At 63.4% G+C, this 23,290-nt stretch carries 21 protein-coding genes; 17 read left to right on the top strand and 4 right to left on the bottom strand.

The annotated features are described in order from the left end of the window. The first annotated feature begins 1 nt into the window (after nucleotide 1). The 15 genes from murD to N1058_RS13610 all read left to right on the top strand — a co-directional run bounded on the left by murD (nucleotide 2) and on the right by N1058_RS13610 (nucleotide 18,360). A complete protein-coding gene (murD, locus tag N1058_RS13680) occupies nucleotides 2-1,405 on the top strand; it encodes a UDP-N-acetylmuramoyl-L-alanine--D-glutamate ligase (protein WP_265518123.1) in 1,404 nt (467 codons plus the stop codon). Beyond that, the gene (gene ftsW, locus N1058_RS13675; RefSeq protein ID WP_265518122.1) at nucleotides 1,402-2,556 is read left to right on the top strand and encodes a putative lipid II flippase FtsW; all 1,155 of its coding nucleotides are present in this window, start codon (nucleotides 1,402-1,404) and stop codon (nucleotides 2,554-2,556) included. Before murD ends, ftsW begins: the two co-directional genes overlap by 4 nt. A 1-nt stretch (nucleotide 2,557) precedes the next feature. Further along, nucleotides 2,558-3,682: an undecaprenyldiphospho-muramoylpentapeptide beta-N-acetylglucosaminyltransferase gene (murG, locus tag N1058_RS13670; protein ID WP_265518121.1), complete on the top strand. Its 1,125-nt coding sequence runs from the start codon at nucleotides 2,558-2,560 to the stop codon at nucleotides 3,680-3,682. Continuing rightward, nucleotides 3,679-5,076, top strand: coding sequence for a UDP-N-acetylmuramate--L-alanine ligase (murC, locus tag N1058_RS13665; RefSeq protein WP_265518120.1), 1,398 nt, complete (start codon nucleotides 3,679-3,681; stop codon nucleotides 5,074-5,076). Before murG ends, murC begins: the two co-directional genes overlap by 4 nt. Further along, the gene (murB, locus tag N1058_RS13660) at nucleotides 5,073-6,035 is read left to right on the top strand and encodes a UDP-N-acetylmuramate dehydrogenase (protein WP_265518119.1); all 963 of its coding nucleotides are present in this window, start codon (nucleotides 5,073-5,075) and stop codon (nucleotides 6,033-6,035) included. Before murC ends, murB begins: the two co-directional genes overlap by 4 nt. A 238-nt stretch (nucleotides 6,036-6,273) precedes the next feature. Beyond that, nucleotides 6,274-7,197 carry a D-alanine--D-alanine ligase gene (locus N1058_RS13655; RefSeq protein WP_265518118.1) on the top strand — a complete coding sequence of 308 codons (924 nt, stop codon included), beginning with the start codon at nucleotides 6,274-6,276 and terminating at the stop codon, nucleotides 7,195-7,197. After that, nucleotides 7,185-8,084, top strand: a complete 900-nt coding sequence (locus tag N1058_RS13650) for a cell division protein FtsQ/DivIB (protein ID WP_265518117.1) — start codon at nucleotides 7,185-7,187, stop codon at nucleotides 8,082-8,084. The genes N1058_RS13655 and N1058_RS13650 overlap by 13 nt, the downstream gene beginning before the upstream one ends. Beyond that, a complete protein-coding gene (ftsA, locus tag N1058_RS13645; protein ID WP_265518116.1) occupies nucleotides 8,081-9,391 on the top strand; it encodes a cell division protein FtsA in 1,311 nt (436 codons plus the stop codon). Before N1058_RS13650 ends, ftsA begins: the two co-directional genes overlap by 4 nt. 63 nt (nucleotides 9,392-9,454) lie before the next feature. Further along, on the top strand, nucleotides 9,455-11,131 hold the full coding sequence (ftsZ, locus tag N1058_RS13640; RefSeq protein WP_265518115.1) for a cell division protein FtsZ: 1,677 nt from the start codon (nucleotides 9,455-9,457) through the stop codon (nucleotides 11,129-11,131). 276 nt (nucleotides 11,132-11,407) lie between these two features. Further along, on the top strand, nucleotides 11,408-12,358 hold the full coding sequence (gene lpxC, locus N1058_RS13635; protein WP_265518209.1) for a UDP-3-O-acyl-N-acetylglucosamine deacetylase: 951 nt from the start codon (nucleotides 11,408-11,410) through the stop codon (nucleotides 12,356-12,358). A gap of 179 nt (nucleotides 12,359-12,537) precedes the next feature. After that, a complete protein-coding gene (locus N1058_RS13630; RefSeq protein ID WP_265518208.1) occupies nucleotides 12,538-13,383 on the top strand; it encodes an outer membrane protein assembly factor BamD in 846 nt (281 codons plus the stop codon). A 7-nt stretch (nucleotides 13,384-13,390) separates the two neighbouring features. Further along, entirely contained in the window at nucleotides 13,391-15,067 is a 1,677-nt protein-coding gene (gene recN, locus N1058_RS13625; RefSeq protein ID WP_265518114.1) for a DNA repair protein RecN, read from the top strand. A 66-nt stretch (nucleotides 15,068-15,133) separates the two neighbouring features. After that, on the top strand, nucleotides 15,134-17,248 hold the full coding sequence (gene ligA / locus N1058_RS13620) for an NAD-dependent DNA ligase LigA (protein ID WP_265518113.1): 2,115 nt from the start codon (nucleotides 15,134-15,136) through the stop codon (nucleotides 17,246-17,248). Between the two features lie 93 nt (nucleotides 17,249-17,341). Next, nucleotides 17,342-18,064 carry an AzlC family ABC transporter permease gene (locus N1058_RS13615; RefSeq protein ID WP_265518112.1) on the top strand — a complete coding sequence of 241 codons (723 nt, stop codon included), beginning with the start codon at nucleotides 17,342-17,344 and terminating at the stop codon, nucleotides 18,062-18,064. Further along, a complete protein-coding gene (locus N1058_RS13610; protein WP_265518111.1) occupies nucleotides 18,061-18,360 on the top strand; it encodes an AzlD family protein in 300 nt (99 codons plus the stop codon). Before N1058_RS13615 ends, N1058_RS13610 begins: the two co-directional genes overlap by 4 nt. Before the next feature lie 15 nt (nucleotides 18,361-18,375). On the opposite strand, the gene N1058_RS13605 is transcribed toward N1058_RS13610, so the two are convergent. Beyond that, nucleotides 18,376-20,202, bottom strand: a complete 1,827-nt coding sequence (locus tag N1058_RS13605; RefSeq protein WP_265518110.1) for an aminopeptidase P family protein — start codon at nucleotides 20,200-20,202, stop codon at nucleotides 18,376-18,378. Between the two features lie 274 nt (nucleotides 20,203-20,476). Here N1058_RS13605 and N1058_RS13600 point away from each other — a divergent pair, with 274 nt between their 5' ends. Beyond that, nucleotides 20,477-20,650 (top strand): hypothetical protein, encoded by a 174-nt coding sequence (locus N1058_RS13600; protein ID WP_265518109.1) that lies wholly within the window; start codon nucleotides 20,477-20,479, stop codon nucleotides 20,648-20,650. A 71-nt stretch (nucleotides 20,651-20,721) separates the two neighbouring features. Here N1058_RS13600 and N1058_RS13595 read toward each other — a convergent pair whose 3' ends face one another. The 3 genes from N1058_RS13595 to N1058_RS13585 are packed head-to-tail and all read right to left on the bottom strand — an operon-like array spanning nucleotide 20,722 to nucleotide 22,358. Further along, nucleotides 20,722-21,594: a 50S ribosomal protein L11 methyltransferase gene (locus N1058_RS13595; RefSeq protein ID WP_265518108.1), complete on the bottom strand. Its 873-nt coding sequence runs from the start codon at nucleotides 21,592-21,594 to the stop codon at nucleotides 20,722-20,724. Next, nucleotides 21,594-22,172: an SCO family protein gene (locus N1058_RS13590; protein ID WP_274709261.1), complete on the bottom strand. Its 579-nt coding sequence runs from the start codon at nucleotides 22,170-22,172 to the stop codon at nucleotides 21,594-21,596. Before N1058_RS13590 ends, N1058_RS13595 begins: the two co-directional genes overlap by 1 nt. A 24-nt stretch (nucleotides 22,173-22,196) precedes the next feature. Next, a complete protein-coding gene (locus N1058_RS13585; protein ID WP_265518107.1) occupies nucleotides 22,197-22,358 on the bottom strand; it encodes a hypothetical protein in 162 nt (53 codons plus the stop codon). 97 nt (nucleotides 22,359-22,455) lie between these two features. Between N1058_RS13585 and N1058_RS13580 the strand changes: the two genes are divergently transcribed. Then, entirely contained in the window at nucleotides 22,456-23,085 is a 630-nt protein-coding gene (locus N1058_RS13580; RefSeq protein WP_265518106.1) for a DapH/DapD/GlmU-related protein, read from the top strand. Nucleotides 23,086-23,290 lie beyond the last annotated feature (205 nt).

The raw sequence follows: 23,290 nt of genomic DNA, 5'->3' as shown, positions 1-23,290 counted from the left end.
CATGATCCCTGCCTCCGCATTTTCGGGAAAGAAAGTCCACGTCTTCGGCCTTGGCGGTTCGGGCATCGCCACTGCGAAGGCGTTGGTCGAGGGCTGCGCGGCGGTGCTTGCCTGGGATGACAACCCGGAAAGCGTGGCGCGCGCAAAGGCCGAGGGCATCGCGACGGGTGACTTGCGCGAGGCGGACTGGAACGGGGTCGGCACGCTTGTACTGGCGCCGGGCGTGCCGCTCACCCATCCCCGGCCGCACTGGAGCGTGGAACTGGCGCAGGCGGCGGGCGCGGAGATCATCGGCGATATCGAACTGTTCGTGCGCGAAAGGCGCGCGCATGCGCCGGCTGCTCCCTTCATCGCCGTCACCGGGACCAATGGCAAGTCGACGACGACAGCGCTGATCGCGCATGTGCTGGCCTCGGCCGGGCGCGACACGCAGATGGGCGGCAATATCGGGCGGGCCGTGATGACCCTCGATCCGCCGCTGCCCGAGCGTCATTATGTGGTCGAGTGCTCGTCCTACCAGATCGACCTTGCACCGACGCTCGATCCTTCAGTGGGGATACTGCTGAACCTGTCGCCCGACCATCTCGACCGCCATGGCGACATCGACCGTTATGCAGCGATCAAGGCCCGACTTGTCGCTGGCAGCCGGACGGCGATCATTGGGGTCGACGACGATTATTGCACGGCCATTGCCGACCGGCTGGAACGGGACAGGGTGAAGGTGCTGCGCATTTCGGCGGCCCGCTCGCTGGAAAACGGTTTCTTTGCCGAGGGCGCGACACTGATGCGGACGGTTGACGGGCGGGCCGAACCGATCGCCTCGATCGAGGGCATCGGCTCGTTGCGCGGCCGGCACAATGCACAGAACGCGCTTGCGGCGCTGGCCGCCGCGCTTGATTGCGGGCTTACAGCGGCTGAAATCCAGGCGGGATTTGCCGGGTTCCCGGGGCTCGAACATCGCATGGAGCAGGTCGGGCGGAAAGCCCACGTGCTCTTCATCAACGATTCCAAGGCAACAAATGCGGAGGCCGCCGCGCCGGCCCTTTCGAGCTTCGAGCGCATCTACTGGATTGCCGGCGGCTTGCCAAAGCAGGGTGGCATCGAAAGCCTGAGGCCCTTCTTCCCGCGCATTGCCAAGGCTTATCTTGTGGGCGAAGCCGCTCCTTCCTTTTCCGCTACGCTTGGAGAGGCGACGGCGTACGAAATTTCGGGTACCATCGAAGCTGCCGTCGAGCATGCTTCGCGGGACGCGGCGCAAGATGCCGGGAGCGAGGCGGTGGTTCTGTTGTCGCCGGCTTGTGCGAGTTTCGACCAGTTCAGGAATTTCGAGGTCCGGGGCGAGGCCTTCCGAAACGCTGTGCTTGCGCTGCCCGGCGTAGAAGCGATCAGAGGGAAAGAAACATGATCAGCCGTACGGACCGAAGCCATGTCGCGAATTGGTGGTGGACCGTGGACCGCTGGTTCCTGGCGGCGTTTCTTTTGCTGATGGGCCTCGGCGTGGTGCTGTCTTTCGCGGCGAGCCCCGCTGTGGCCGAGCGCATCGGGCTCGACAGCTTCCATTTCGTCACCCGGCAGATCATGTACATGATCCCGGCGGTGGCCTGCCTCATCGGCGTGTCGTTTCTCGACCCGCGCCATGTACGCCGGCTGGCCGTGGTCATGCTGGCCGTATCGCTCGTCTTCATGGTCGCAACCTTGTTCATCGGGATGGAGGTGAAGGGGTCGCGGCGCTGGATCTATCTCTTCGGCGTTTCCATCCAGCCGTCCGAATACCTCAAGCCCGCCTTCGTGGTGATCTGCGCCTGGCTGTTTGCCGAGCATGCCCGGCAGCCCGAGATTCCCGGCAATCTGTTCGCCATGATCCTGCTCGGGCTGGTCGTGACACTGCTCGTGGCACAGCCGGACCTGGGCCAGACGATGCTGGTTCTGGGCACCTGGGGCGCGATGTTCTTCATTGCCGGCATGCCCTGGCTGTGGATCGCAGTGCTCGGAGCGCTGGGCGCGGGTGGCGCGGTTGCCGCCTATTCCGCCTTTCCCCACGTGGCCGACCGTATAGACCGCTTCCTGACCGGCGAGGGCGACACCTATCAAGTGGACATGAGCCTTGAGGCCATGACGCGCGGCGGCTGGCTCGGGCAGGGGCCGGGCGAAGGATCGGTGAAGCGCATCCTGCCGGACAGCCATACCGACTTCGTATTTGCGGTGGCGGGCGAAGAATTCGGCCTCATCATGTGCCTGATTATCCTCATGCTTTTCGCCTTCGTGGTGCTCAGGGGGCTGGCGTTGGCGCGGCGCGAGGAGGACGATTTCACGCGCTATGCGCTGAGCGGGCTGGTCATCCTCTTCGGCTTCCAGTCGATCATAAACATGGCCGTGAATGTGCGCATGATGCCGGCCAAGGGCATGACGCTTCCCTTCATCTCCTACGGTGGGTCCTCGCTGATCGCCATGGCGATCTCGATGGGGTTCGTGCTGGCGCTTTCGCGGCGCAGACCGGAGAAACGGCGGCCGATAGGCGTATCGCGGGGTTCCGGGCGGGCGGCGACGGCCGGCTGACATGACCAAGAAGATCGCAATCCTGTGCGCTGGCGGTACCGGCGGGCATCTGTTCCCGGCCGAGGCACTGGCCCATGAACTGAACGCTCGCGGCTGGACCGTTCACTTGGCGACGGACAGGCGGGCGGCGCGGTTCGCCGGCTATTTTCCGGCAGCGGGCGTGCATGCCATCGACGCGGCGACGTTCGGGTCACGCAATCCGGTTGCGATGCTGCGCAGCCTCGTCACTATCTGGCGCGGTTTCCGCCAGGCGTCTGCGCTCATGGGACGGTTGAAGCCGTCGGTGGTCGTGGGTTTCGGCGGCTATCCGACGCTGCCGCCGCTCTATGCGGCCACCCGGCGCGGCGTGCCCTCCATCATCCATGAGCAGAACGCGGTGATGGGACGCGCCAACCGGGCGCTGGCGCCGCGTGTCAAGGCAATCGCCGGCGGCTTCCTGAAGGCGCAGGGGCCACACGCGGCGAAGATTGCGGAGACTGGCAATCCTGTTCGCCGGGCCGTGCTCGATGTTGCCGACACGGCCTATGAAGCGCCCGCGGCGGGTGGAAGACTGCGCCTGCTCGTCTTTGGTGGAAGCCAGGGCGCGCGGTTCTTTTCCGACGTGTTTCCCGAAGCCGTGGCCCTGCTGCCTGCGCCGTTGCGCTCCCGACTGGATATCGTTCAGCAGGCACGGCCTGAAGACGAGGCGCGCGCAAGGGAGCGTTATCGGGACCTTGGCGTAGAGGCGGAGGTTTCGCCCTTCTTCTCCGACCTGCCTGCGCGGATGGCCGCGGCCCATCTCGTGGTCTCGCGCTCGGGCGCGTCGACCGTGCTGGAGCTCTCCATCATCGGGCGGCCGTCGATCCTCGTGCCGCTGCCGCATGCGCTTGACGACGACCAAGGCCGCAATGCCCAGCTTCTGGTGGATGCGGGCGCGGCGCTTATCAGGCGACAGGCGGAGATCACGGCGGAAGATCTTGCCGGCGATCTCGGCGAATTCCTGGAGGATGGCACGCGGCTGAAGGAGATGGCGCTGGCGGCAAAGACCGTTGGCCGACCGGGCGCGACGAAGTTGCTCGCCGATCTGACAGAGGCTATTGCGTCGGGCCGATCGATCGACGAATTCAAACGGGGAGCGGGCGCATGAAGATGCCGCAGACCATCGGGGTCATACATTTCATCGGCATTGGCGGCATCGGCATGAGCGGCATCGCCGAGGCGCTGCACACGCTGGGTTATCAGGTGCAGGGCTCCGACCAGGCCGAAAACGCCAATGTGGCACGGCTGCGGGATAAGGGCATCGAGGTCTTCGTCGGCCATGATGCGGGCAATCTGGGCGAGGCCGAGGTGGTCGTCGTGTCGACGGCGATCAAGCCGGCCAACCCGGAATATCAGGCGGCGCGCGAGCGGCTGCTGCCGATCGTCAGGCGCGCCGAAATGCTGGCTGAGTTGATGCGTTTCCGCCAGGCCGTCGCCATTGGCGGAACCCATGGCAAAACGACGACGACATCGATGGTTGCCGCACTTCTCGATGCCGGCGGGCTGGACCCGACCGTCATCAATGGCGGCATCATCAACGCGTACGGAACCAATGCGCGCATGGGCGAAGGAGACTGGATGGTGGTGGAGGCCGACGAAAGCGACGGCACCTTCCTGAAACTGCCCGCCGAAATAGCGGTGGTGACGAATATCGACCCCGAGCACCTCGATCATTACGGATCGTTCGACAAGGTGCGGGAGGCTTTTCGGCAGTTCGTCGAAAACGTCCCGTTCTACGGGTTCGGCGTGATGTGCATAGACCATCCGGAGGTGCAGGCGCTGGTCAGCCGCATCGAGGACCGCCGTCTCGTCACCTATGGCGAGAACCTGCAGGCGGATGTGCGCTTTTCCAATCACAGGATGGATAGGGCGACGTCAGTATTCGACGTGACCTTGCGGGCGCGCAAATCGGACAAGTCCGAAGTCATCGAGGGGCTGCGTCTGCCCATGCCTGGACATCACAATGTTTCGAACGCGGTAGCGGCGATTGCGGTTGCGCACGAACTTGGCATCGGCGCGGAGGATATCCGCAAGGGGCTTGCCTCCTTCGGCGGCGTCAAGCGGCGCTTCACGCTGACCGGCGTCTGGAACGACGTCCATATCTTCGATGATTACGGGCATCATCCGGTAGAAATCCGCGCCGTGCTGAAAGCGGCGCGGGAAGCTACGCAGGGACGTGTCATCGCGGTGGCGCAGCCGCACCGCTACACCCGCCTCCACGATCTTTTTGACGATTTCGCGTCCTGCTTCAACGAAGCCGACACGGTGCTGGTGGCGCCGGTCTATACTGCGGGCGAGGACCCGATAGACGGTGCGACATCGGAGGCCCTCGTTGCCAGCATGCGCGCCGGCGGGCATCGCGACGCCCGTCATATCGCGGGGCCGGAAGCCGTCGCGCCTCTCATTCGCGAAGTGGCGAAGCCGGGGGATTTCGTCGTCTTCCTGGGCGCCGGCAACATCACCCAATGGGCCTACGCGCTGCCCAGAGAGCTTGGCGCATGAGCGATGAGGGGCTCATCGAGCGGCTGGGCGACCGGTTGTCGGGACTGCGGGGCAAGCTGGCGCCGCGCACCGGCATGGACAAGATCACCTGGTTTCGGGCCGGCGGCGAGGCGGAAGCCATGTTTCAGCCGGCGGACGCCGAGGACCTCGCCGCCTTCCTGCGCGCCGTCCCCGAGGAGGTGCCGCTGACGGTGGTCGGTATCGGCTCAAACCTCCTGGTGCGAGACGGCGGGCTGAAGGGGTTCGTCATCAGGCTTTCAGCCAAGGGTTTCGGGCAGGCGGAGGTGCTTTCGGGGAACCGGCTGCGTGCCGGCGCGGCGCTGCCCGACAAGCGGCTGGCGGCGGCGGCGCTCGAAGCGAGGATCGGCGGCTTCCACTTTTACCACGGCATTCCTGGCGGGCTGGGCGGGGCACTGCGGATGAACGCCGGCGCCAATGGCGTCGAAACCGCGGAGCGCGTGGTCGAGGTTCATGCGCTCGATCGGCAGGGTAACCGCCACGTACTGAGCCGCGCGGATATGGGTTATTCCTACCGTAAGTCGACGGCCTCTGCCGATCTCATCTTCATCTCGGCGATTATGGAAGGATACCCCGCCGATGCGGCTGAAATCCGCGCGGCGATGGACGAGGTGCAGCGCCACCGCGAGACGGTGCAGCCCATCCGGGAGAAAACCGGGGGCTCAACCTTCAAGAACCCGGAGGGTACTTCGGCCTGGAAGGAAATCGACCGGGCCGGTTGCCGCGGCATGATGATCGGCGGCGCGCAGATGTCGCCGATGCATTGCAACTTCATGATCAATACGGGCACGGCCAGCGGCCATGACCTGGAATTGCTGGGCGAAACCGTGCGCGCACGCGTTCTGGAGCGAACCGGCCTGCGCCTCCAGTGGGAGATCAGGCGTATCGGCGCTTTCAAGCCCGGGCAGGAGGTCGAGCCGTTTCTGGGGCAATTGCTCTAGGCGATAAATGTATCCGCGATCGCTTATCGCCAGCCGGACGGCCAAAAAACACCGATTTTCGCAAAATTTGAATCCATCGGAATCTCAAGGCCTTGTCACGGAATCAACTCTCTGATTCTGTAGGTACAAGCGTTTCCTGATTTGAGTCGGCGCGTTTTCAGCCGGGGGTTTCCCTTGGAACGGAGAGACTCAAGCTGTGAACGTGTCGAGACGGGGAATGCCAGAAAGGGAGCGCCAGATGGCGAAGAAGCACGTGGCCGTTTTGATGGGCGGATTCTCGTCCGAGCGGCCGGTGAGTCTTGCATCTGGTGCACCCTGCGCCGACGCCCTGGAGGCGGAGGGATACCGCGTGACCCGTATCGACGTTACGCGCGAAGTGTCCGACGTGCTGGCCGCGTTGAGGCCGGACGTGGCCTTCAATGCGTTGCACGGTCCGTTCGGAGAAGATGGTACTATCCAAGGTATCCTCGAATATCTGGCCATTCCCTACACGCATTCGGGGGTGCTCGCCTCAGCTCTCGCCATGGACAAGGAGCTTGCCAAAGTCGTGGCCTCGGCCGCCGGAATTCCGGTCGCCAAGTCGTTGGTGGCGAGCCGTTTCGATATTCTGGGCGAGCATCCGATGGATCCGCCCTATGTGGTCAAGCCGGTTGCCGAGGGTTCCAGTTTCGGCGTGGTAATCGTGCGCGAGGGGCAGTCGCATCCGCCGCAGGTTCTGGGGTCTTCGGAATGGCGCTACGGCGATCGTGTGATGGTCGAGCGCTATGTCCATGGACGGGAGCTGACCTGTGCCGTGATGGGCGAGGAAGTGCTTGGCGTCTGCGAAATCGTGCCGGTCGGCCATGCCTTCTACGATTATGATTCAAAATATGTTCCGGGTGGCTCAAAACACGAATGCCCGGCAAAAATTTCACCGAATATTTACCAAAAAATAGAGACACTGTCCCTTAAGGCGCACAAGGCCATCGGCTGCCGGGGCGTGAGTCGATCGGACTTTCGTTTCGATGATCGTAGTGGTGACGGCGATCTGGTCTGGCTGGAGATCAATACTCAGCCAGGCATGACGCCCACCTCTCTTGTGCCGGATATTGCTGCCCATGCCGGGCTAGGATTTGGTGAATTGTTGAGTTGGATGGTGGAGGATGCGTCTTGTTCGCGCTGACGTCAGGTAGAGGTTCACGCGCAGGCGAGTCCGGCTTCGTGCTGCCGCGTTGGCTTCGCCGTCCGGTGCGCCTTGTTCAGCGCCTCCGCATCGGCGATTTCGATGCGCCGCCCTTTGCCGCAACCATGGCGACCGCGTTCCTGTTCGCCGCAACCGGATTGTATGGCGGGCTGCAGGGCGGCCATATGGACGAGGTCGTGCAGGCAACGACGGCTCGCGTTGGCTTTGCCATCGGCGATGTGAGGATCGCGGGCAATGTGGAAACCTCCGAAATCGACGTATTGCAGCAGATCGGCCTCGATGGCTGGACCTCGATGGTGGGCTTCGATGTGGGCGAGGCGCGTGAGCGCATCGCCGAATTGCCCTGGGTGGAGAGCGCTACCGTCCGCAAGGTCTATCCCGATACGCTCGAAGTCGTTCTTCGGGAGCGCAAGCCTTTTGCGATCTGGCAGCAGGGGAGCCGATTGTCGGTTATCGAGCGCGACGGGTCGATCATCGCGCCCTTCACCAATCCGCGCCATGCCGCCTTGCCGCTCGTCCTGGGTGTCGGCGCCAGCGAGACGGCTCCGGACTTCATTCGCAAGGTTGCCGGCGTCGGTGGGCTGGGTGACCGCGTGCGCGCCTATATACGCGTCGCCGACCGTCGCTGGGACATCAGGCTCGACAATGGCATTGCCATCAAGCTGCCCGAGCGCGATCCCGATGCGGCGCTTGCCGCGGCGGCTCGGCTGAATGCGCAATATCAGCTTTTCGAGCGGGATATCAAAGCGGTCGATCTGCGGCTGGCCGACCGGGTCACCGTGGCGCTTACCGAGGATGCCGCCGAAAAGCGTAATGCGGTGATCGAACAGCATATTGCCGCGCGAAAGAAGGGAGCCCGGATATGAGCTGGCTTCCTGGATCGGGCGGGAATGCGGAGCGGCGCTCCGGCGTCATTACCGTTCTGGATGTCGGGTCGAGCAAGGTGTGCTGCATCATCGCCCGTCTTTTGCCGGCAGAGAGCAGCCGGACGCTGCGTCACCGCACGCACCGCATCAAGGTTATCGGCATCGGCCACCAGAAATCCGAAGGGGTGAAGTCAGGCGTCATCGTGGATCTCGATCGCGCCGAGCAGGCCATCCGCCTTGCGGTGGACGCGGCCGAGCGTATGGCAGGGCTGACCGTGGATTCCCTGATCGTCAATGTATCGGCGGGCAGGTTAAAGAGCGAGACCGCCAGCGCCACTATCAATCTGGGCCGGCATGAGGCGGCCAGAGCCGATGTAAACCGGGTGCTTACGGCGGGCGCACGCCAGGCGATGCGGGCCGAGCGCGAAGTCGTGCACTCGCTGGCGGTCGGCTTTTCGCTCGATTCGGAGCGTGGCATCCGCGATCCCCGCGGGATGGTTGGCGACACGCTGGGCGTGGATATGCATGTGGTGACGGCTGACACCGTGCCGCTGCGCAATCTCGAGCTTTGCGTAAACCGTTCGCATCTCTCCGTTGAGCGGCTGGTGGCGACCCCCTATGCCAGCGGGCTTGCGGCGCTGGTCGACGACGAGACGGAGATGGGCGCGGCCTGCATCGACATGGGTGGGGGCACCACGACTATCTCGGTTTTCGTCGATGGAAAGTTCGTTCACGCGGATGCGCTGCCGGTCGGCGGCAACCATGTGACGATGGATCTGGCGCGCGGGCTTTCGACGCGGCTGGAGGATGCAGAGCGGCTGAAGGTCATGCACGGCTCGGCACTGCCGGCCAGCGCCGACGATCGCGATATCGTTGCGATCCAGCCTATCGGCAGCGACGAGACGGAACAGCCCCTGCAGGTGCCGCGAGCGGTCATGACGCGCATCGTGCGGGCAAGGGTCGAAGAGACGCTGGAACTGGTGCGCGATCGGCTGAACCGGTCAGGTTACGGTAATCTGGTGGGGCGCAGGGTTGTCTTGACAGGCGGCGCGAGTCAGCTTGCGGGACTGCCGGAGGCCGCGCGGCGGCTTCTCGGGCGCAATGTGCGTCTTGGACGGCCGCTTGGTGTGGCCGGGTTGCCTGAAGCTGCAAAGGGTGCAGCGTTTTCAGCTCCGATCGGGCTGCTGATTTATCCGCAGGTAGCGGATTACGAAAGCCGTGGAACAAAAGGCGGCATATTCACGCGCGCTACGGGCACCGGGGGGCGGTTCCAGCGCGTTGGTCAATGGTTGCGGGACAGTTTTTAGAACAACAATTCCCGGTGGCGGCCGCAGCGGCGAGGCGGCATGAAGGCGGAAAGGACGAGGACAATGACAATCAACTTACAAAAACCGGACATCACCGAGCTCAAGCCGAAGATAACGGTGTTCGGCGTTGGCGGGGGCGGCGGCAATGCCGTCAACAACATGATCAATGCGGGGCTGCGCGGCGTCGAGTTCGTGGTGGCCAACACTGATGCTCAGGCTCTCACCCAGTCGAAGTCGGATCGTCTGATCCAACTCGGCGCTTCGGTGACCGAGGGCCTGGGTGCAGGCTCGCAGCCCGAAGTGGGGCAGGCGGCCGCCGAGGAATGCATAGACGAGATCCTGGATCATTTGTCGAACACGCATATGTGCTTCGTTACCGCCGGCATGGGCGGTGGCACGGGCACGGGGGCGGCCCCTGTCGTGGCGCGGGCAGCCCGGGAGAAGGGCATTCTCACCGTCGGCGTGGTGACGAAGCCGTTCCATTTCGAAGGCCAGCGGCGCATGAAGACGGCCGAGGCAGGCATCGAGGAACTGCAGAAATGCGTCGACACGCTAATCGTTATTCCGAACCAGAACCTTTTCCGCATCGCTAACGACAAGACGACGTTTGCCGATGCTTTCGCCATGGCGGACCAAGTCCTTTATTCCGGCGTGGCATGCATCACCGATCTGATGGTCAAGGAAGGCCTCATCAACCTGGACTTCGCTGACGTCCGCTCCGTCATGCGCGAGATGGGCAAGGCGATGATGGGTACGGGCGAGGCTTCCGGCGAGGGACGGGCCATGGCGGCGGCCGAGGCCGCGATCGCCAATCCGCTGCTCGACGAGACCTCCATGAAGGGCGCGCGTGGCCTCCTGATCTCGATCACCGGCGGTCGCGACATGACCCTGTTCGAGGTGGACGAAGCTGCGACCCGCATTCGCGAGGAAGTGGATCCGGAGGCCAACATCATCCTCGGCGCCACCTTTGACGAGGAACTCGAAGGCGTTATCCGCGTCTCAGTGGTGGCGACCGGCATCGACAAGACGGCGGCAGAGATTTCCTCTCCCCCGTCGGCCATCCGCCAGCCGATGCGGCCGGCCGCACAGTCGACCCAGCAGGCGCCGAGGGCGGTGGCAGCGGAAGCCAGGCCCCAGCCTGTCGCCCGTGAAGCAGCTCCGGAAGGAGGCATTGCGGTGGGAAACGATCCTGTGGCTGAGGCCATCCGCAGCGCTGAACAGGACGCGCAACAGATGACGAGCGCGTTTCAGCCGCAGAGCAAGCTCTTCAAGCCAGCCGCCGCGCCTCAGGCCGCTGCTCCGGCAGCAGGCTATACGCCGCGTCCTGCGGCACCGCAGCCGGCTCCTCAGCAGGTAACCCAGTCGCAGCAGCCTGCGCCTCAGCCGGTGCGCATGCCCCGCGTGGAGGACTTCCCGCCGGTGGTGCAGGCCGAGATGCAGTCGAACACGCGTGCCGAGCACGCTCCGGACCATGAGGAGCGTGGCCCGATGGGGCTGCTGAAGCGCCTGACCAACGGCCTTTCGCGTCGTGAGGACGAGAGCCATGCGGCACCGCCGCCCGAGCCGCGCCTGCGTCAGCCGGCTCCCGAGGCGCGTCGCCAGCCCTCAAGCGAAAGCCAGCTTTATGCGCCGCGCCGGGGTCAGCTCGACGAGCATGGCAGAATCAATCAGCAGCCGCGGGCCGTGCAGGATGACGATCAGCTCGAGATTCCCGCCTTCCTGCGCAGGCAGGCAAACTAGGCGGTAACGGGGTTGTAACAGGCGGTAACAAAACGGGCGCTGCGGCGCCCGTTTTTGTTAGTGAATTGTTAAACTAAAACAATGTTTTATATCTGTTTAGCAATTTCCATATCACGGTAACACAGGGTAAGAAACCGTGATTTGGAGTCGTGAGGCGGGAACACTATCTTCCGGTCCGATTGAGATCGGGGTACGCGGCGTTTTTGGGGCTAGTCGCGTGCTTCCGTTAGGAGCCGTCCGCACCTCCGAGTGAAGCGGAGCGGTATGGGCGAGCTGATGGGGATCGATTTGCTCGAATATCAGACGACACTAGACGCGCGCTTTTCCCTTTCGGGCATCGGCGTTCATTCCGGCAAAGCTGTTTCCATCCACTTCAGTCCAGCGGATGCCGATACGGGCATTGTCTTTCAGCGCATAGATAAAGATGCCGGGGGCACGGCGATACGGGCGCTCGCCGCGGAAGTCGGCGAGACGGACTTTTGCACCGGTCTGGGCGATCCTTCCGGCGATCACGTTGCAACCGTCGAACATCTCATGGCCGCGCTGTCGGCGATGGGCATAGACAATGTCGCGATCGAGATCGACGGCTGCGAAGTGCCGATCATGGACGGCAGTGCCGCGGGCTTCGTCGAGGCCTTTCGACAGGCTGGCATCAAGCAACTTGGCGTGAAGCGCCGCTATATCCGGATCAAGAAGCCCGTTCGTATCGGCATGGGCAGCTCCTGGGCTGAATTCCTGCCCCATGACGGCACGCGATTCGAAGTCGAGATCGACTTCGATAGCCCGGCTATCGGTCGGCAGGCATATGCCATCGACTTGAACGCCGACGTTTTTGCGCGGGAGATTGCGCGGGCGCGCACATTCGGCTTCATCAAGGATGTCGAGCGTCTGTGGGCAGCCGGCTTCGCGCTTGGCTCGTCACTCGAAAACTCTGTCGTTATCGGCGAGGACCACCGTGTCATCAACATGGAAGGCCTGCGCTACGAGGACGAGTTCGTCCGCCACAAGATGCTGGACGCGGTGGGTGATCTGGCGCTGGCTGGCGCAAGGTTCATCGGCTGTTTCCGTTCCTACCGTGGCGGGCATCGTCTGAATGCTGCCGCCCTGCGGCATCTGCTCACCGATCCTTCCGCATTCGAGATTGTGGAGACCACGCGCCGCGAGCGGGGCAGGGGAGCGGAGATGATTGCCGTCAACGCGCCCGTTTACGCGCCTTGGGTTCTATGAAATCCTGATTTTGCAGGTCGGTATCGACTCGCACATGTATGCTGCCACAAAAATGCGCCATTGACCGTCGATAGCGTTGCCGCGCGCCGGGGTTTTGCACTATGACTGCGTGCACATCTTTTGTCTGAATGCGCCAGAGGGGCCGAGCCCGCATGAATTTTAGACGCCTCGCCGATCGGATGAGCTTCCAGGCTCCCGTCCGTGTAACCTTTGCGGCAGTGGCCTTGCCGCTTCTGGTGGCTGGCTGCAATGCGGAGAAGGACCTTGACCTGTCCACGTATGTGGAGCAGACGGAACCTGCCGATACGCTCTATAATCAGGGCTTGGCCAATCTCGAATCGGGGAGACTCAAGGAAGCGGTTTCCAAGTTCGAGGCCGTCGACCGTCAGCATCCCTATTCCGAGTTCGCGCGCAAATCGCTTCTGATGGGCACCTTCGCCAATTACCGCCAGGGCAAGTATGCCGAAGCGATCAATGGCGGCAAGCGCTATGTCGCACTTTATCCGACCAGCGACGACGCGGCCTATGCGCAGTATCTGATCGGTCTGAGTTATTTCCGCCAGATCAAGGAAGTAACTCAGGACCAGAAGGAAGCGCGCCAGACCATCGAGGCGATGGAGCAGGTCGAGCAGCGCTGGCCCGATTCGGAATATGTGCCCGACGCGCAGGCGAAAATACGCTTCGCGCGCGACCAGCTCGCCGGTAAGGAAATGCAGATCGGCCGCTATTATCTGGAGCGCCGAGAATATATCGCGGCGATCCGCCGGTTTCGCGGCGTGGTCGAGAACTATGCCAATACGCGCCATGTCGAGGAGGCCTTGGCGCGTCTGACGGAAGCCTATTTCGCCATGGGCATCGCGTCTGAAGCGCAGACGGCCGCCGCCGTTCTGGGGCATAATTTCCCCGAAAGCGATTGGTACAAGGATTCCTACGCACTTCTGCAATCGGGCGGGCTGGAGCCGAGAGAGAATACCGGCTCCTGGATTTCGAAAGCCGCAGGCCTGATTGTGGGGGCTGGCTCCTAGACGCTTCATGCTCGCGCACCTTTCGATCCGCGATATTGTCCTGATCGAACGGCTCGATATCGATTTCTCAGCCGGGCTTTCGGTGCTGACGGGAGAGACCGGTGCGGGCAAATCCATCCTGCTCGATTCGCTTTCCCTGGCGCTGGGCGCGCGCGGCGACGCATCGCTGGTGCGCCACGGCGCGGATCAGGGGCAGGTGATCGCGGTTTTCGATGTGCCGACGGTGCATCCGGCCCGCGATCTGTTGCGCGAAAACGCCGTTGACGATGATGGCGACATCATATTGCGGCGCGTGCAGACGGCGGACGGGCGCACCCGCGTTTTCATCAACGACCAGCCTTCCAGCGTCGCGCTCATGCGGCAGGTCGGGCGTGCTCTTGTGGAGATACACGGCCAGCATGATGAGCGTGCGCTGGTGGATGCCTCGGCGCACCGCGATCTGATCGACGCCTTTGGCGGCCTGGGGTCGCTGGCCGGCGAGGTTCGCGCCGCCTGGCGCGCATGGCGTCAGGCCGAGCAGGAGCTTGCCCGTCACAAGGCCAGGGTCGAAGCGGCCGCACGTGAGGCCGATTTTCTGCGCGCCTCCGTGGAGGAATTGTCGAAGCTCGACCCGCGGCCAGGCGAAGAAACGGAACTTGCCGACGAACGCGCCCGGATGATGCGGGCGGAGAAGACCGCTGCCGATATCGCCGATGCGCAGGAGGTGCTGTCGGGTCAGACATCGCCGCTGCCGGCGCTGGCGAGCCTGCTGCGCCGGCTGCAGCGCAAGGCGCAGGAAGCGCCGGGGCTTCTGGAAGATATCATCACCTCGCTCGACGAGGCGCTGATCTCGCTCGACGCGGCGCAAAGCGCAGTGGACGAGGCCATGCGGGCGAGCGAGTTCGATCCCCAGCGGCTGGACCAGGCCGAAGAACGCCTCTTCGCGCTGCGTGCGGTGGCGCGCAAGCACAATGTGACGGTCGATGAACTGGCGGTACTGCGCGACCGGATGGACAACGATCTGGCCGATCTCGATGCGGGCGAAGAGCGGCTGGGCATGCTGGAGAAGGGCACGGTGGAGCGGCGCGATGCTTTCGATGCCGCCGCCGCCCGGCTTTCCGAGGCGCGCCAGGCCACTGCGGAGACGCTCGCCGCTGCGGTGATGGCGGAACTGCCGGCGCTGAAACTGGAGCGCGCCCGCTTTTTGGTGCAGATCGACAGTGCGCCCGAAGACCGCATGGAAGAGGGCATCGATCGGGTCGAGTTCTGGGTGCAGACGAATCCGGGCACACGTCCGGGGCCGATCATGAAAGTGGCGTCGGGCGGTGAGCTTTCGCGCTTTCTGCTGGCGCTGAAGGTAGCGCTTGCCGACAGGGGTTCGGCGCCGACGCTGGTCTTCGACGAAATAGACACCGGCGTGGGCGGGGCGGTGGCCGATGCCATCGGCCAGCGGCTGGCGCGGCTGGCAAGCCGCATCCAGGTCCTTTCGGTCACCCATGCGCCGCAGGTGGCCGCCCGGGCCGGCACGCATTACCTGATCGCCAAGACAGGCGGGCATGACCGCGTGGCGACAGGGATCGCCGTGATGGACCGGGATGCGCGCCAGGAAGAGATCGCGCGCATGCTGGCTGGCGCCACGGTGACGGAGGAAGCGCGCGCGGCGGCCGAGCGGCTTTTGCAGGAGAATGCACTGGCGGCAAGCTGAATGTGTTGAGGCGGGTGCCGAATCCGCCATATGTTGGCCGCCCGTTCCATTCTGGATTCGTCAGCCATGAGCACAGCCAAGATCCCCGTCGACGAAATGACGGAATCCCAAGCCATCGACGAACTCGCCCGGCTCGCCGCCGAGATCGCCGAGCACGACCGGCGCTACCACGGAGAGGACGCGCCCACGATTACCGACGCGGAATATGACGCGCTGCGGCGGCGCAACCTGGCGGTCGAACAGCGGTTTCCAGCGCTTGTCCGCGAAGATTCGTCGTCACGCAGGGTCGGTGCGCCAATTTCGGAGAAGTTCGAGAAGGTGCGGCACAAGGTGCCGATGCTTTCCCTCGACAACGCCTTTTCGGACGAGGACGTCATCGATTTCGTCGCCCGCATCCGGCGCTACCTCAAGCTCGATGCAGACGCGCCCATTGCCATGACCGCGGAGCCCAAGATCGACGGGCTGTCCCTGTCTCTGCGCTATGAGGGCAGGCGGCTCGTTTCCGCCGCCACGCGGGGGGACGGGCAGGTTGGCGAGAATGTAACCGCCAATGCGCGCGTGGTTTCCGACATTCCCAACGTGCTCGCGGGCGATCCTCCTGACATTCTGGAAGTGCGTGGCGAGGTCTATATGACCCATCGCGATTTCCTGGCGCTCAACGAGCGCCAGGAGGCGGAGGGCAAGCAGACCTATGTCAATCCGCGCAACACGGCCGCTGGGTCGTTGCGCCAACTCGATTCATCGATCACGGCGGCGCGGCCATTGAAGTTCTTCGCCTATGCCTGGGGCGAGGTGAGCCGGATGCCGGCCGATACGCAAATGGGCATGGTGGAGGCACTGAAGGTTTTCGGGTTCGCCACCAACCCGTTGATGCGGCTTTGTCGGACCGCCGACGAATTGCTAGAGCAATATCACAGTATCGAAGCCGAACGTGGCAGCCTGAGCTACGACATAGACGGCGTCGTTTACAAGGTTGACGATCTGGCTCTGCAGCAGCGGCTTGGCTTCATCTCGCGTAGTCCGCGCTGGGCGATAGCGCACAAATTCCCGGCCGAACAGGCAACGACGATCCTCAAGGGCATCGACATTCAGGTGGGCCGTACCGGCGCGCTGACGCCGGTCGCGCGGCTTGAGCCGGTCACTGTGGGCGGTGTCGTCGTCACCAACGCCACGCTGCACAATGCCGAGGAGATCGAACGTCTCGGCGTGAAGATCGGCGACACGGTAACCGTGCAGCGCGCCGGCGATGTGATCCCGCAAATTCTCAACTACGTGCCCGAGCGCCGCCCGGCGGATGCGACGGACTTCGTATTTCCGGAGACCTGTCCCTGTCATCTGGAAACACCCGTGATCCGCGAAGGCACGGCGGCAGGCGGCGAAGGGGTCGTGCGGCGCTGCTCCGGCGAGTTCGCCTGCCCGTTCCAGCGGATCGAGCATCTGCGCCTTTTCGTTTCGCGTCGGGCTTTCGATATTGAGGGCCTCGGGGAAAAGCAGATCGAGTTCTTCTTCCATGACCCGGACCTGCCGGTCAGGAGCCCGGCCGACATCTTCACGCTGGCGGCCCGCGACCGGCAGAACATGAAGAAGCTCAAGGACAAGGATGGCTGGGGCGCGACCTCCGCGCAAAACCTGTTCGACGCCATCGAAGCGCGGCGTACGATCCCGCTCGACCGCATGGTATACGGGCTTGGCATTCGCCATGTGGGCGAACGCACGGCGACCACGCTGGCGCGCGCCTATGGCTCATGGGCCGATTTCCACGACGCGGCCCTGGCGGTGGCGGAGGGCGACGTCCATGCACGCGAGGAGATGGACGCACTGGATGACATCGGCGATGCCGTGATCGACGCGGTGGCGGCCTACTTTGCCGAGGAGCATAACCGCGCCCTCGTCGAGCGGCTGGCCGAGGAAGTGAATGTGGAAGACGCCGAGCGGCCCATCACGGATTCGCCGGTGGCCGGCCAGACAATCGTTTTCACCGGGGCGCTGGAGCGCATGTCCCGCGACGAGGCCAAGGCCATGGCCGAGCGCCTCGGCGCGAAGGTGGCGGGGTCGGTTTCGCGCAAGACCGATCTCGTGGTAGCGGGGCCGGGTGCCGGCTCGAAGCTCAAGAAGGCGGCGGAATTCGACATCGAAGTGATAGACGAGGACGCCTGGTTCGAGCGCATAGGCAAGGAATAGCGCCTGTCACATCAACCACCTTGAAGACTGGCTCAACGGAATTGATATGACTGGTCAGCTATTCTTACCTATTTTCCATGCTTTGGAGGAATCATGAGCGCGGACAGTTATGCCGAGGAAAGCCCGGCGAGCGAGTTCTGGTCCGGCGCCAGGGCCAGCCTGCCGGTCGTGGTCGCGGCAATGCCTTTCGGTCTTCTTTTCGGCGCGCTGGCCATCGACAACGGCTTCACCGTGTTCGAGGCGATCTTCATGAGTGCCACGATCTATGCCGGCGCCAGCCAGATGGTGGGGATCGACCTCTTCGGCACCAGGGTCGCGCCGTGGCTTATCGTGCTGTCGATCTTTGCCGTCAATTTCCGGCACGTGCTCTATTCGGCCACGATCGGCCGACACCTCTCCCATTGGGGACCGATGCAGCAGGCGATCGGTTTCTTCTTTCTCGTCGATCCGCAGTTCGCCGAGGCCGAGCGGCGCCGGGAATACGGAACTCTTTCCTTCGCCTGGTATATGGGGATGGGCCTGCCCATCTATCTCTTCTGGGTCGTCGAGGCGTGGCTCGGTGCGCTGTTCGGCCGGCTGATACCCGATCCCCACGCTATCGGACTGGACTTTCTCCTGCCGATATATTTCACAGGTCTCGTCATGGGCTTCCGGAAGCGGCCTCTCTGGCTGCCGGTTGTCGTCGTCAGCGCCATTGCCTCCATTGTCGCCTATCGCTTTGTCGGCTCGCCCTGGCATGTCTCCCTGGGGGCGCTCGCCGGCATCTTGCTGGGCGCGCTCATGGTGCCGACCGTGAAGAAGGACACTCCGCGATGAGCACCACCTTCTGGATCATCGTCGCCGGCGCCGTGATGACCTATCTGACCCGTGTGGGCGGCCATCTGGTGCTGTCGCGCTTCGAGCGTATCCATCCGCGCGTCGAGGCGGGACTGAATGCCGTGCCTGCCGCCGTCCTCACCACGCTGGTAGCGCCCGCGGCCATGGAGGGCGGCATCCCCGAGATCGCCGCGTTGGCCACGGGCGTCGTGGTTTCATATGCGGTGGGCGGAATGATGCCCATGTTCCTGACATCGGCCGCAGTGCTGATCCTGCTCAGGCATCTGCTCGGCTGAACCGAGCTCGTCATACTACAAGGGTGCGGTCGCGGCGCGGAGCCAGGTCCGTGTCCGGTCGTCGACGAGCGGCGAGATTTGCTCGAAGACATGACGATGATATGCGTCGAACCAGACACGTTCTTCTTCGGTCAGGAGCTCTGGCTCGACAAGCCGCTTGTCGATGGGGGCGAGCGTCAGCGTTTCGAAACCGTGCATGGCGATGTCGCCACCGGGAACCGGTTCAGGCTCGGTAACCGCGATCAGATTTTCGATGCGGATGCCGTAGCTGCCGGGCTTGTAGTAGCCGGGCTCGTTGGACAGGATCATGCCCGTCAGCAGTTTCTGCTTGCCGGTCTTCGCGATGCGCTGCGGTCCCTCATGGACGGAGAGAAAAGAGCCGACGCCATGGCCGGTGCCATGTCCATAGTCGTAGCCGAACTTCCAGAGCGCGGTACGGGCCATGGCATCGATGTCCATGCCGCGTGTGCCGGTCGGAAAGCGCAGGCAGCTTATGGCGATCATGCCCTTGAGCACCAGCGTGAAATGCTTGCGCATGGCTTCGGGGGGCGTTCCAAGGACAACGGTCCGGGTGACGTCCGTCGTTCCGTCCTCATACTGGCCGCCGGAATCGAGCAATAGGAGCTCGTCGCGCGCGAGTTTACGCGTCGTCTTCTCCGTCACCCGGTAGTGGACGATTGCGCCGTTTGGACCGGATCCGCTGATCGTGTCGAAGGAAATGTCGCGCAGCGGCATCTGTGCCTCTTCGCCCGCGCGTATGCGCGCGGCTTCAAGGCGCTCGACCACGCGGATTTCGTCAAGGGTCTCTGGCTCCTGCCCGTCGAGCCAGGCCAGAAAATCGGCGAGCGCGGCGCCATCGCGCAGATGGGCCGCGCGGGCGCCGCGCAATTCCGCTGCGTTCTTGGTGGCCCGGGGCAGGGAAGCCGGATCGGTGAAGGCAACTGTCTGACCGCCGGCCTCCTCCGCCAGCAGCCGGAGCTTTTCCGCTGCCAGTCCCTCGTCCAGCCCGATAATGCCGTCCTGCGAGGCATACTGCGCAAGCCGTGCCTCCAGTTCGTCCGGTGCACGGAGTTCGGCAAGCTGGGTCAGGTAGGCTTCCACTTCGCGCGGCAGCTTCTCGCGGGCGAGGAAGAGATCGGGCCGGTCGTCGGCCGACAGGATGGCGAAACCGAGCGGCAGGGGCGTATGGGGTACGTCGCTGCCGCGAATATTGAACAACCATGCGAGGGAGGATGGGTCGGTAAGAACGGTTCTGCCGATGCCTTCCTCACGCAGCTTCCCGGCAAGCCGCTCGATCTTGTCGGCGGCCTTCTCTCCGGCAAGTGCCAGCGGGTGAATGCGCACCGGGGCCAGCGGTGGGGCCGGGCGGTCTTCCCACACCCTATCGACCAGGTTCTCCTCCAGGGCGATGACTTCCATGCCTGCCTTTTCGAGGGCCTCGCGCAGGGATCGCACCTCGCCGATCGTGTGAAGCCAGGGGTCGAAGCCGATGCGCGCGCCCTTGGCGAGGTTTTCCCCGATCCATTCGCGTGGCGACGTTTCGGGAATATGAGCGATCTCGAAGATTTCGGGGTCCGTTTGCTCGCGGGCCTGCAGCGTATAGCGGCTGTCGACGAAGAGGACGGCGCGGGATGCCAGGATCAGTGCTGCGCCGGCGGAGCCTGTGAAGCCGGTCAGCCAGCGCAGGCGCTCCGCGCCGGCTGGCACATATTCGCCCTGATGCTCGTCGCTGCGGGGCACCAGGAAGCCGTCCAGCGCGCGGGCGGCCATTTCCTCGCGCAGCCGGGCCACGCGGGGCGCGGCCTGGCTCGGGTCGGACGAAGCATCGAATGTCTGGAACATTGGGAGCACCATGCAGGGGAGGAAACTGGGTGGAGCCTATCGTATTAGGACGGCCGGGGGAATCACATGCAGCAGGCAGGCATGTGGAAGAACAGGGTGATAGAGCATTCTCTTCAGCTTCCGACCGAAGGTCAGGAATGTTGCGATGCAGCATTCTTCTTCGCATATGCAAAAACGAATGGCTCACATGCGCAATCGGCGCTGGTTATCAGGTCAGGATTGCTTACCTTTTGGGCGTGGAGGATAGAAATCCTTACCAGACAGGAGACTGCAAATGGCCAAGCGCAATTTTTTCCGTGGTGCAATGGACGCACTCGTGGCAGCCCGCCAGAAGCAGGTCAGCCGCTACGTCAATGGTGCGCTTCTCATGCTCGACGACGAGACGCTGAAGTCCCACGGCTATACACGTGAGGAACTGCGCCGCAACGGCAGCACCTATATGTACTGACACTGCCCGTCCGCAGCATCGAAGATTACGGCGGCCTGCAATGGCCGCCTTTCTTTTGGGCCGGTATGAAATTACCGCTTCATATGGATAGCGACCCAGCCTTCGCGATGGAGGGTTTTCAGATGCCGAAAACCCTGGCCGACATAGGCCGCGATGACAGCCTGCCTCTGGCGTTCCAGAATCCCTGAAAGGATGATCGAGCCGCCGGAAGCCACGTGCTGCGCCATCTGTGGCGCCAGCGCCATCAGAGGCCTTGCCAGGATATTTGCCACGATCAGGTCGAAACGTTTGGCGCGTGCGAATGCGGGGTGATGAAAGCCCGGCGCGGTCTCGGCTTTGACCCATGTGCCGACCTTGTTCAGTCGCACATTGTCTCGGGCAACGCGTGTGGCGATGGCATCGATGTCGGTTGCCAGGACCGGAATACGGGCCAGGCGCGCGACGGCTATGGCCAGCACCGCGCTGCCGGTGCCGAGATCCAGCGCATTGCGCGGCCGCTCGGCCGTCACCACCCGTTCGATCATTTCGAGGCAGCCCGAGGTGGTGCCGTGATGGCCGGTGCCGAAGGCCAGGCCGGCATCGATCTGGATGCCGATCTCGCCGGGCCTTTCCTGGCCGCGCTCATGGGCGCCGTGGACGAAGAATCGGCCGACCCGCACGGCGCGCAACCCTTCAAGCGAATGGGAAACCCAGTCGATGTCGGGCAGTTCCTCGATCTGAAGATCGAGGTCGGGGGCCAGCGGGACCAGCAGTTCGGCCACCCGTTTCCGCACCCCATCGAGATCGTCCATCGTGTAGACGGATATCTCGAATATCTGCTTTTCCTCGTCGATCTCGCTGATCGCGACCGGCAGGCCCTCGTCTTCCAGGGCCGTTTCGAGCAGGCCAAAGGCCTTGTCGGCGTCGGGTTGCCGCGCCTGAAAATGAATGCGGGCCTCGCCCATCAACCTTCCTCGATGAGCCGGCGCAGCTTGGCGATCGCGGTCTCGGGGTTTTCCTCGTAGGAGATGGTTCCGAAGAAATCGCCGTCGCGGTTCAGGAGCATGACCGAGGCGGTGTGATCCATCGTGTAGTCGCCGTTCTCGAGCTCGACCTTTCGCGAATAAATGCGGAAGGATTTGACCATTTGAGCCACCTTGTCCGGCTCGCCGGTGATTCCGGTGATGCGTTCGGAGAAATTTTCCAGATAGGTCTTCATCACCTCTGGCGTGTCGCGCTCTGGGTCGACGGTGACGAAATAGGGTTCGAGTTCGGCGCCGTCCTCGCCCAATTCATCGAGCCAGGCCTGCATTTCGAAAAGCGTGGTGGGACAGACGTCGGGGCAGTGGGTGAAGCCGAAGAAGACCGCAGTGGGGGCTCCCTTGAACGCGGCCTCGGTAATGGGTTCACCACTATGTGTAACCAGTTTGAACGGCTCGCCAAAGGCGACAACGGCGTTCTGGTCACGATACCATTGGAAGACCAACAGACCTGCCGCAAAGGCAAGCAGAACGAATATGCCGATAAGTATTGCACGCATCATTGAAAAGTCACCGTATGGATCGATCTAAAAACACCAGGCAAGGCCGGCTTCCGCCAGGGAAAGAAACAGAGCTGGTCCGTTGTTCAGCCACATGGCAAATCCAAGCCCGCCCACCGCCGCCAGGAATATGACAGCGGCGGCAATTTTCGCATATTCCCCGAGACGGTTGTCGGCAACCAGCTTCATGAAATGAGGATAGTGCCTCATCGGTGTGAAGCAAAGACGCAAACTGTCGCAAGCGCGGCGGTATTCCACTTACCGCAAAATGCTGTAGAGCAACGGCATGGAGAAAGATCTACGCTTTACCGAACCGGAACCGCGCGTTCATCCGACAGCCGAACTCAAGGGCTGCCGGCTCGGCCCGTACGTGTCCATTGGCGCGCGGGTAGTGCTGCGCGAGGTCGAGGTGGGAAACTTCACCTATTTCGAGCGCAACGCCGAAGCCATCTATGCGAAATTCGGCAAGTTCTGTTCGGTGGCGGCCAATACGCGTGTGAATGCCCTGGAGCATCCGGTCGAGAGGCCGACGACGCATAAGCTCAGCTACCGGCCCAACGAGTATTTCAGGTATCTGGGCGTGGATCAGGATTTTCGCGCGCGCCGGCGGGCCAGAATCGTGACGATTGGAAACGACGTCTGGATCGGCCATGGTGCCGTCATCATGCCGGGCATTACCGTCGGCGACGGGGCGGTGGTCGGGGCCAATGCCGTGGTCACGCAGGATGTTGCGCCCTATGCCATCGTGGCAGGTGTGCCGGCGATCGTTCTGCGGCCCCGGTTCGCACTCGACATCGCGGTCCGGCTGCAGGCGCTGGCATGGTGGGACTGGCCGCAGGAGCGCCTGTTCGAGGCGGTTCCCGATATGCAGGTGCTGGACATCGCAGCATTTCTTGAAAAGTGGGAGCGGCGCTGAAGGCACTTCGGGCTGCTGCGCCCTTCCGTCACCGGAAAGGTGGCGGAAGGGCTGGAGGTCAGCGCCTGGAGGCGAGAGCAAGGCGGCCGGCAGAGTCGGTGCCTGCTCCGCCACTTAACGGCCCGGCCGTTAACAAAGCACTGACAGCTCTTGCATGCCGCCATCCTCGGGCCACCCGTCGGGGGGCGAAGACGGCCAAAAACGG

It is taken from the genome of Nitratireductor luteus (assembly GCF_026162365.1).
GTDB classification, from domain to species: Bacteria; Pseudomonadota; Alphaproteobacteria; order Rhizobiales; family Rhizobiaceae; genus Chelativorans; species Chelativorans luteus.
This window is presented reverse-complemented; position numbering and strand designations above follow the sequence as displayed.

What these genes read in the sequence shown, in the direction of transcription:
- N1058_RS13610 (WP_265518111.1), top strand. Translation starts at nt 18,061, where the DNA reads ATGAGCACCACCTTCTGGATCATCGTCGCCGGCGCCGTGATGACCTAT.
- N1058_RS13630 (WP_265518208.1), top strand. Translation starts at nt 12,538, where the DNA reads ATGAGCTTCCAGGCTCCCGTCCGTGTAACCTTTGCGGCAGTGGCCTTG.
- ftsA (WP_265518116.1), top strand. Translation starts at nt 8,081, where the DNA reads ATGAGCTGGCTTCCTGGATCGGGCGGGAATGCGGAGCGGCGCTCCGGC.
- N1058_RS13615 (WP_265518112.1), top strand. Translation starts at nt 17,342, where the DNA reads ATGAGCGCGGACAGTTATGCCGAGGAAAGCCCGGCGAGCGAGTTCTGG.
- N1058_RS13595 (WP_265518108.1), bottom strand. Translation starts at nt 21,594, where the DNA reads ATGGGCGAGGCCCGCATTCATTTTCAGGCGCGGCAACCCGACGCCGAC.
- N1058_RS13585 (WP_265518107.1), bottom strand. Translation starts at nt 22,358, where the DNA reads ATGAAGCTGGTTGCCGACAACCGTCTCGGGGAATATGCGAAAATTGCC.
- murD (WP_265518123.1), top strand. Translation starts at nt 2, where the DNA reads ATGATCCCTGCCTCCGCATTTTCGGGAAAGAAAGTCCACGTCTTCGGC.
- N1058_RS13580 (WP_265518106.1), top strand. Translation starts at nt 22,456, where the DNA reads ATGGAGAAAGATCTACGCTTTACCGAACCGGAACCGCGCGTTCATCCG.
- murB (WP_265518119.1), top strand. Translation starts at nt 5,073, where the DNA reads ATGAGCGATGAGGGGCTCATCGAGCGGCTGGGCGACCGGTTGTCGGGA.
- lpxC (WP_265518209.1), top strand. Translation starts at nt 11,408, where the DNA reads ATGGGGATCGATTTGCTCGAATATCAGACGACACTAGACGCGCGCTTT.
- ftsZ (WP_265518115.1), top strand. Translation starts at nt 9,455, where the DNA reads ATGACAATCAACTTACAAAAACCGGACATCACCGAGCTCAAGCCGAAG.
- N1058_RS13605 (WP_265518110.1), bottom strand. Translation starts at nt 20,202, where the DNA reads ATGTTCCAGACATTCGATGCTTCGTCCGACCCGAGCCAGGCCGCGCCC.
- N1058_RS13655 (WP_265518118.1), top strand. Translation starts at nt 6,274, where the DNA reads ATGGCGAAGAAGCACGTGGCCGTTTTGATGGGCGGATTCTCGTCCGAG.
- ligA (WP_265518113.1), top strand. Translation starts at nt 15,134, where the DNA reads ATGAGCACAGCCAAGATCCCCGTCGACGAAATGACGGAATCCCAAGCC.
- murG (WP_265518121.1), top strand. Translation starts at nt 2,558, where the DNA reads ATGACCAAGAAGATCGCAATCCTGTGCGCTGGCGGTACCGGCGGGCAT.
- N1058_RS13600 (WP_265518109.1), top strand. Translation starts at nt 20,477, where the DNA reads ATGGCCAAGCGCAATTTTTTCCGTGGTGCAATGGACGCACTCGTGGCA.
- N1058_RS13590 (WP_274709261.1), bottom strand. Translation starts at nt 22,172, where the DNA reads ATGATGCGTGCAATACTTATCGGCATATTCGTTCTGCTTGCCTTTGCG.
- recN (WP_265518114.1), top strand. Translation starts at nt 13,391, where the DNA reads ATGCTCGCGCACCTTTCGATCCGCGATATTGTCCTGATCGAACGGCTC.
- ftsW (WP_265518122.1), top strand. Translation starts at nt 1,402, where the DNA reads ATGATCAGCCGTACGGACCGAAGCCATGTCGCGAATTGGTGGTGGACC.
- murC (WP_265518120.1), top strand. Translation starts at nt 3,679, where the DNA reads ATGAAGATGCCGCAGACCATCGGGGTCATACATTTCATCGGCATTGGC.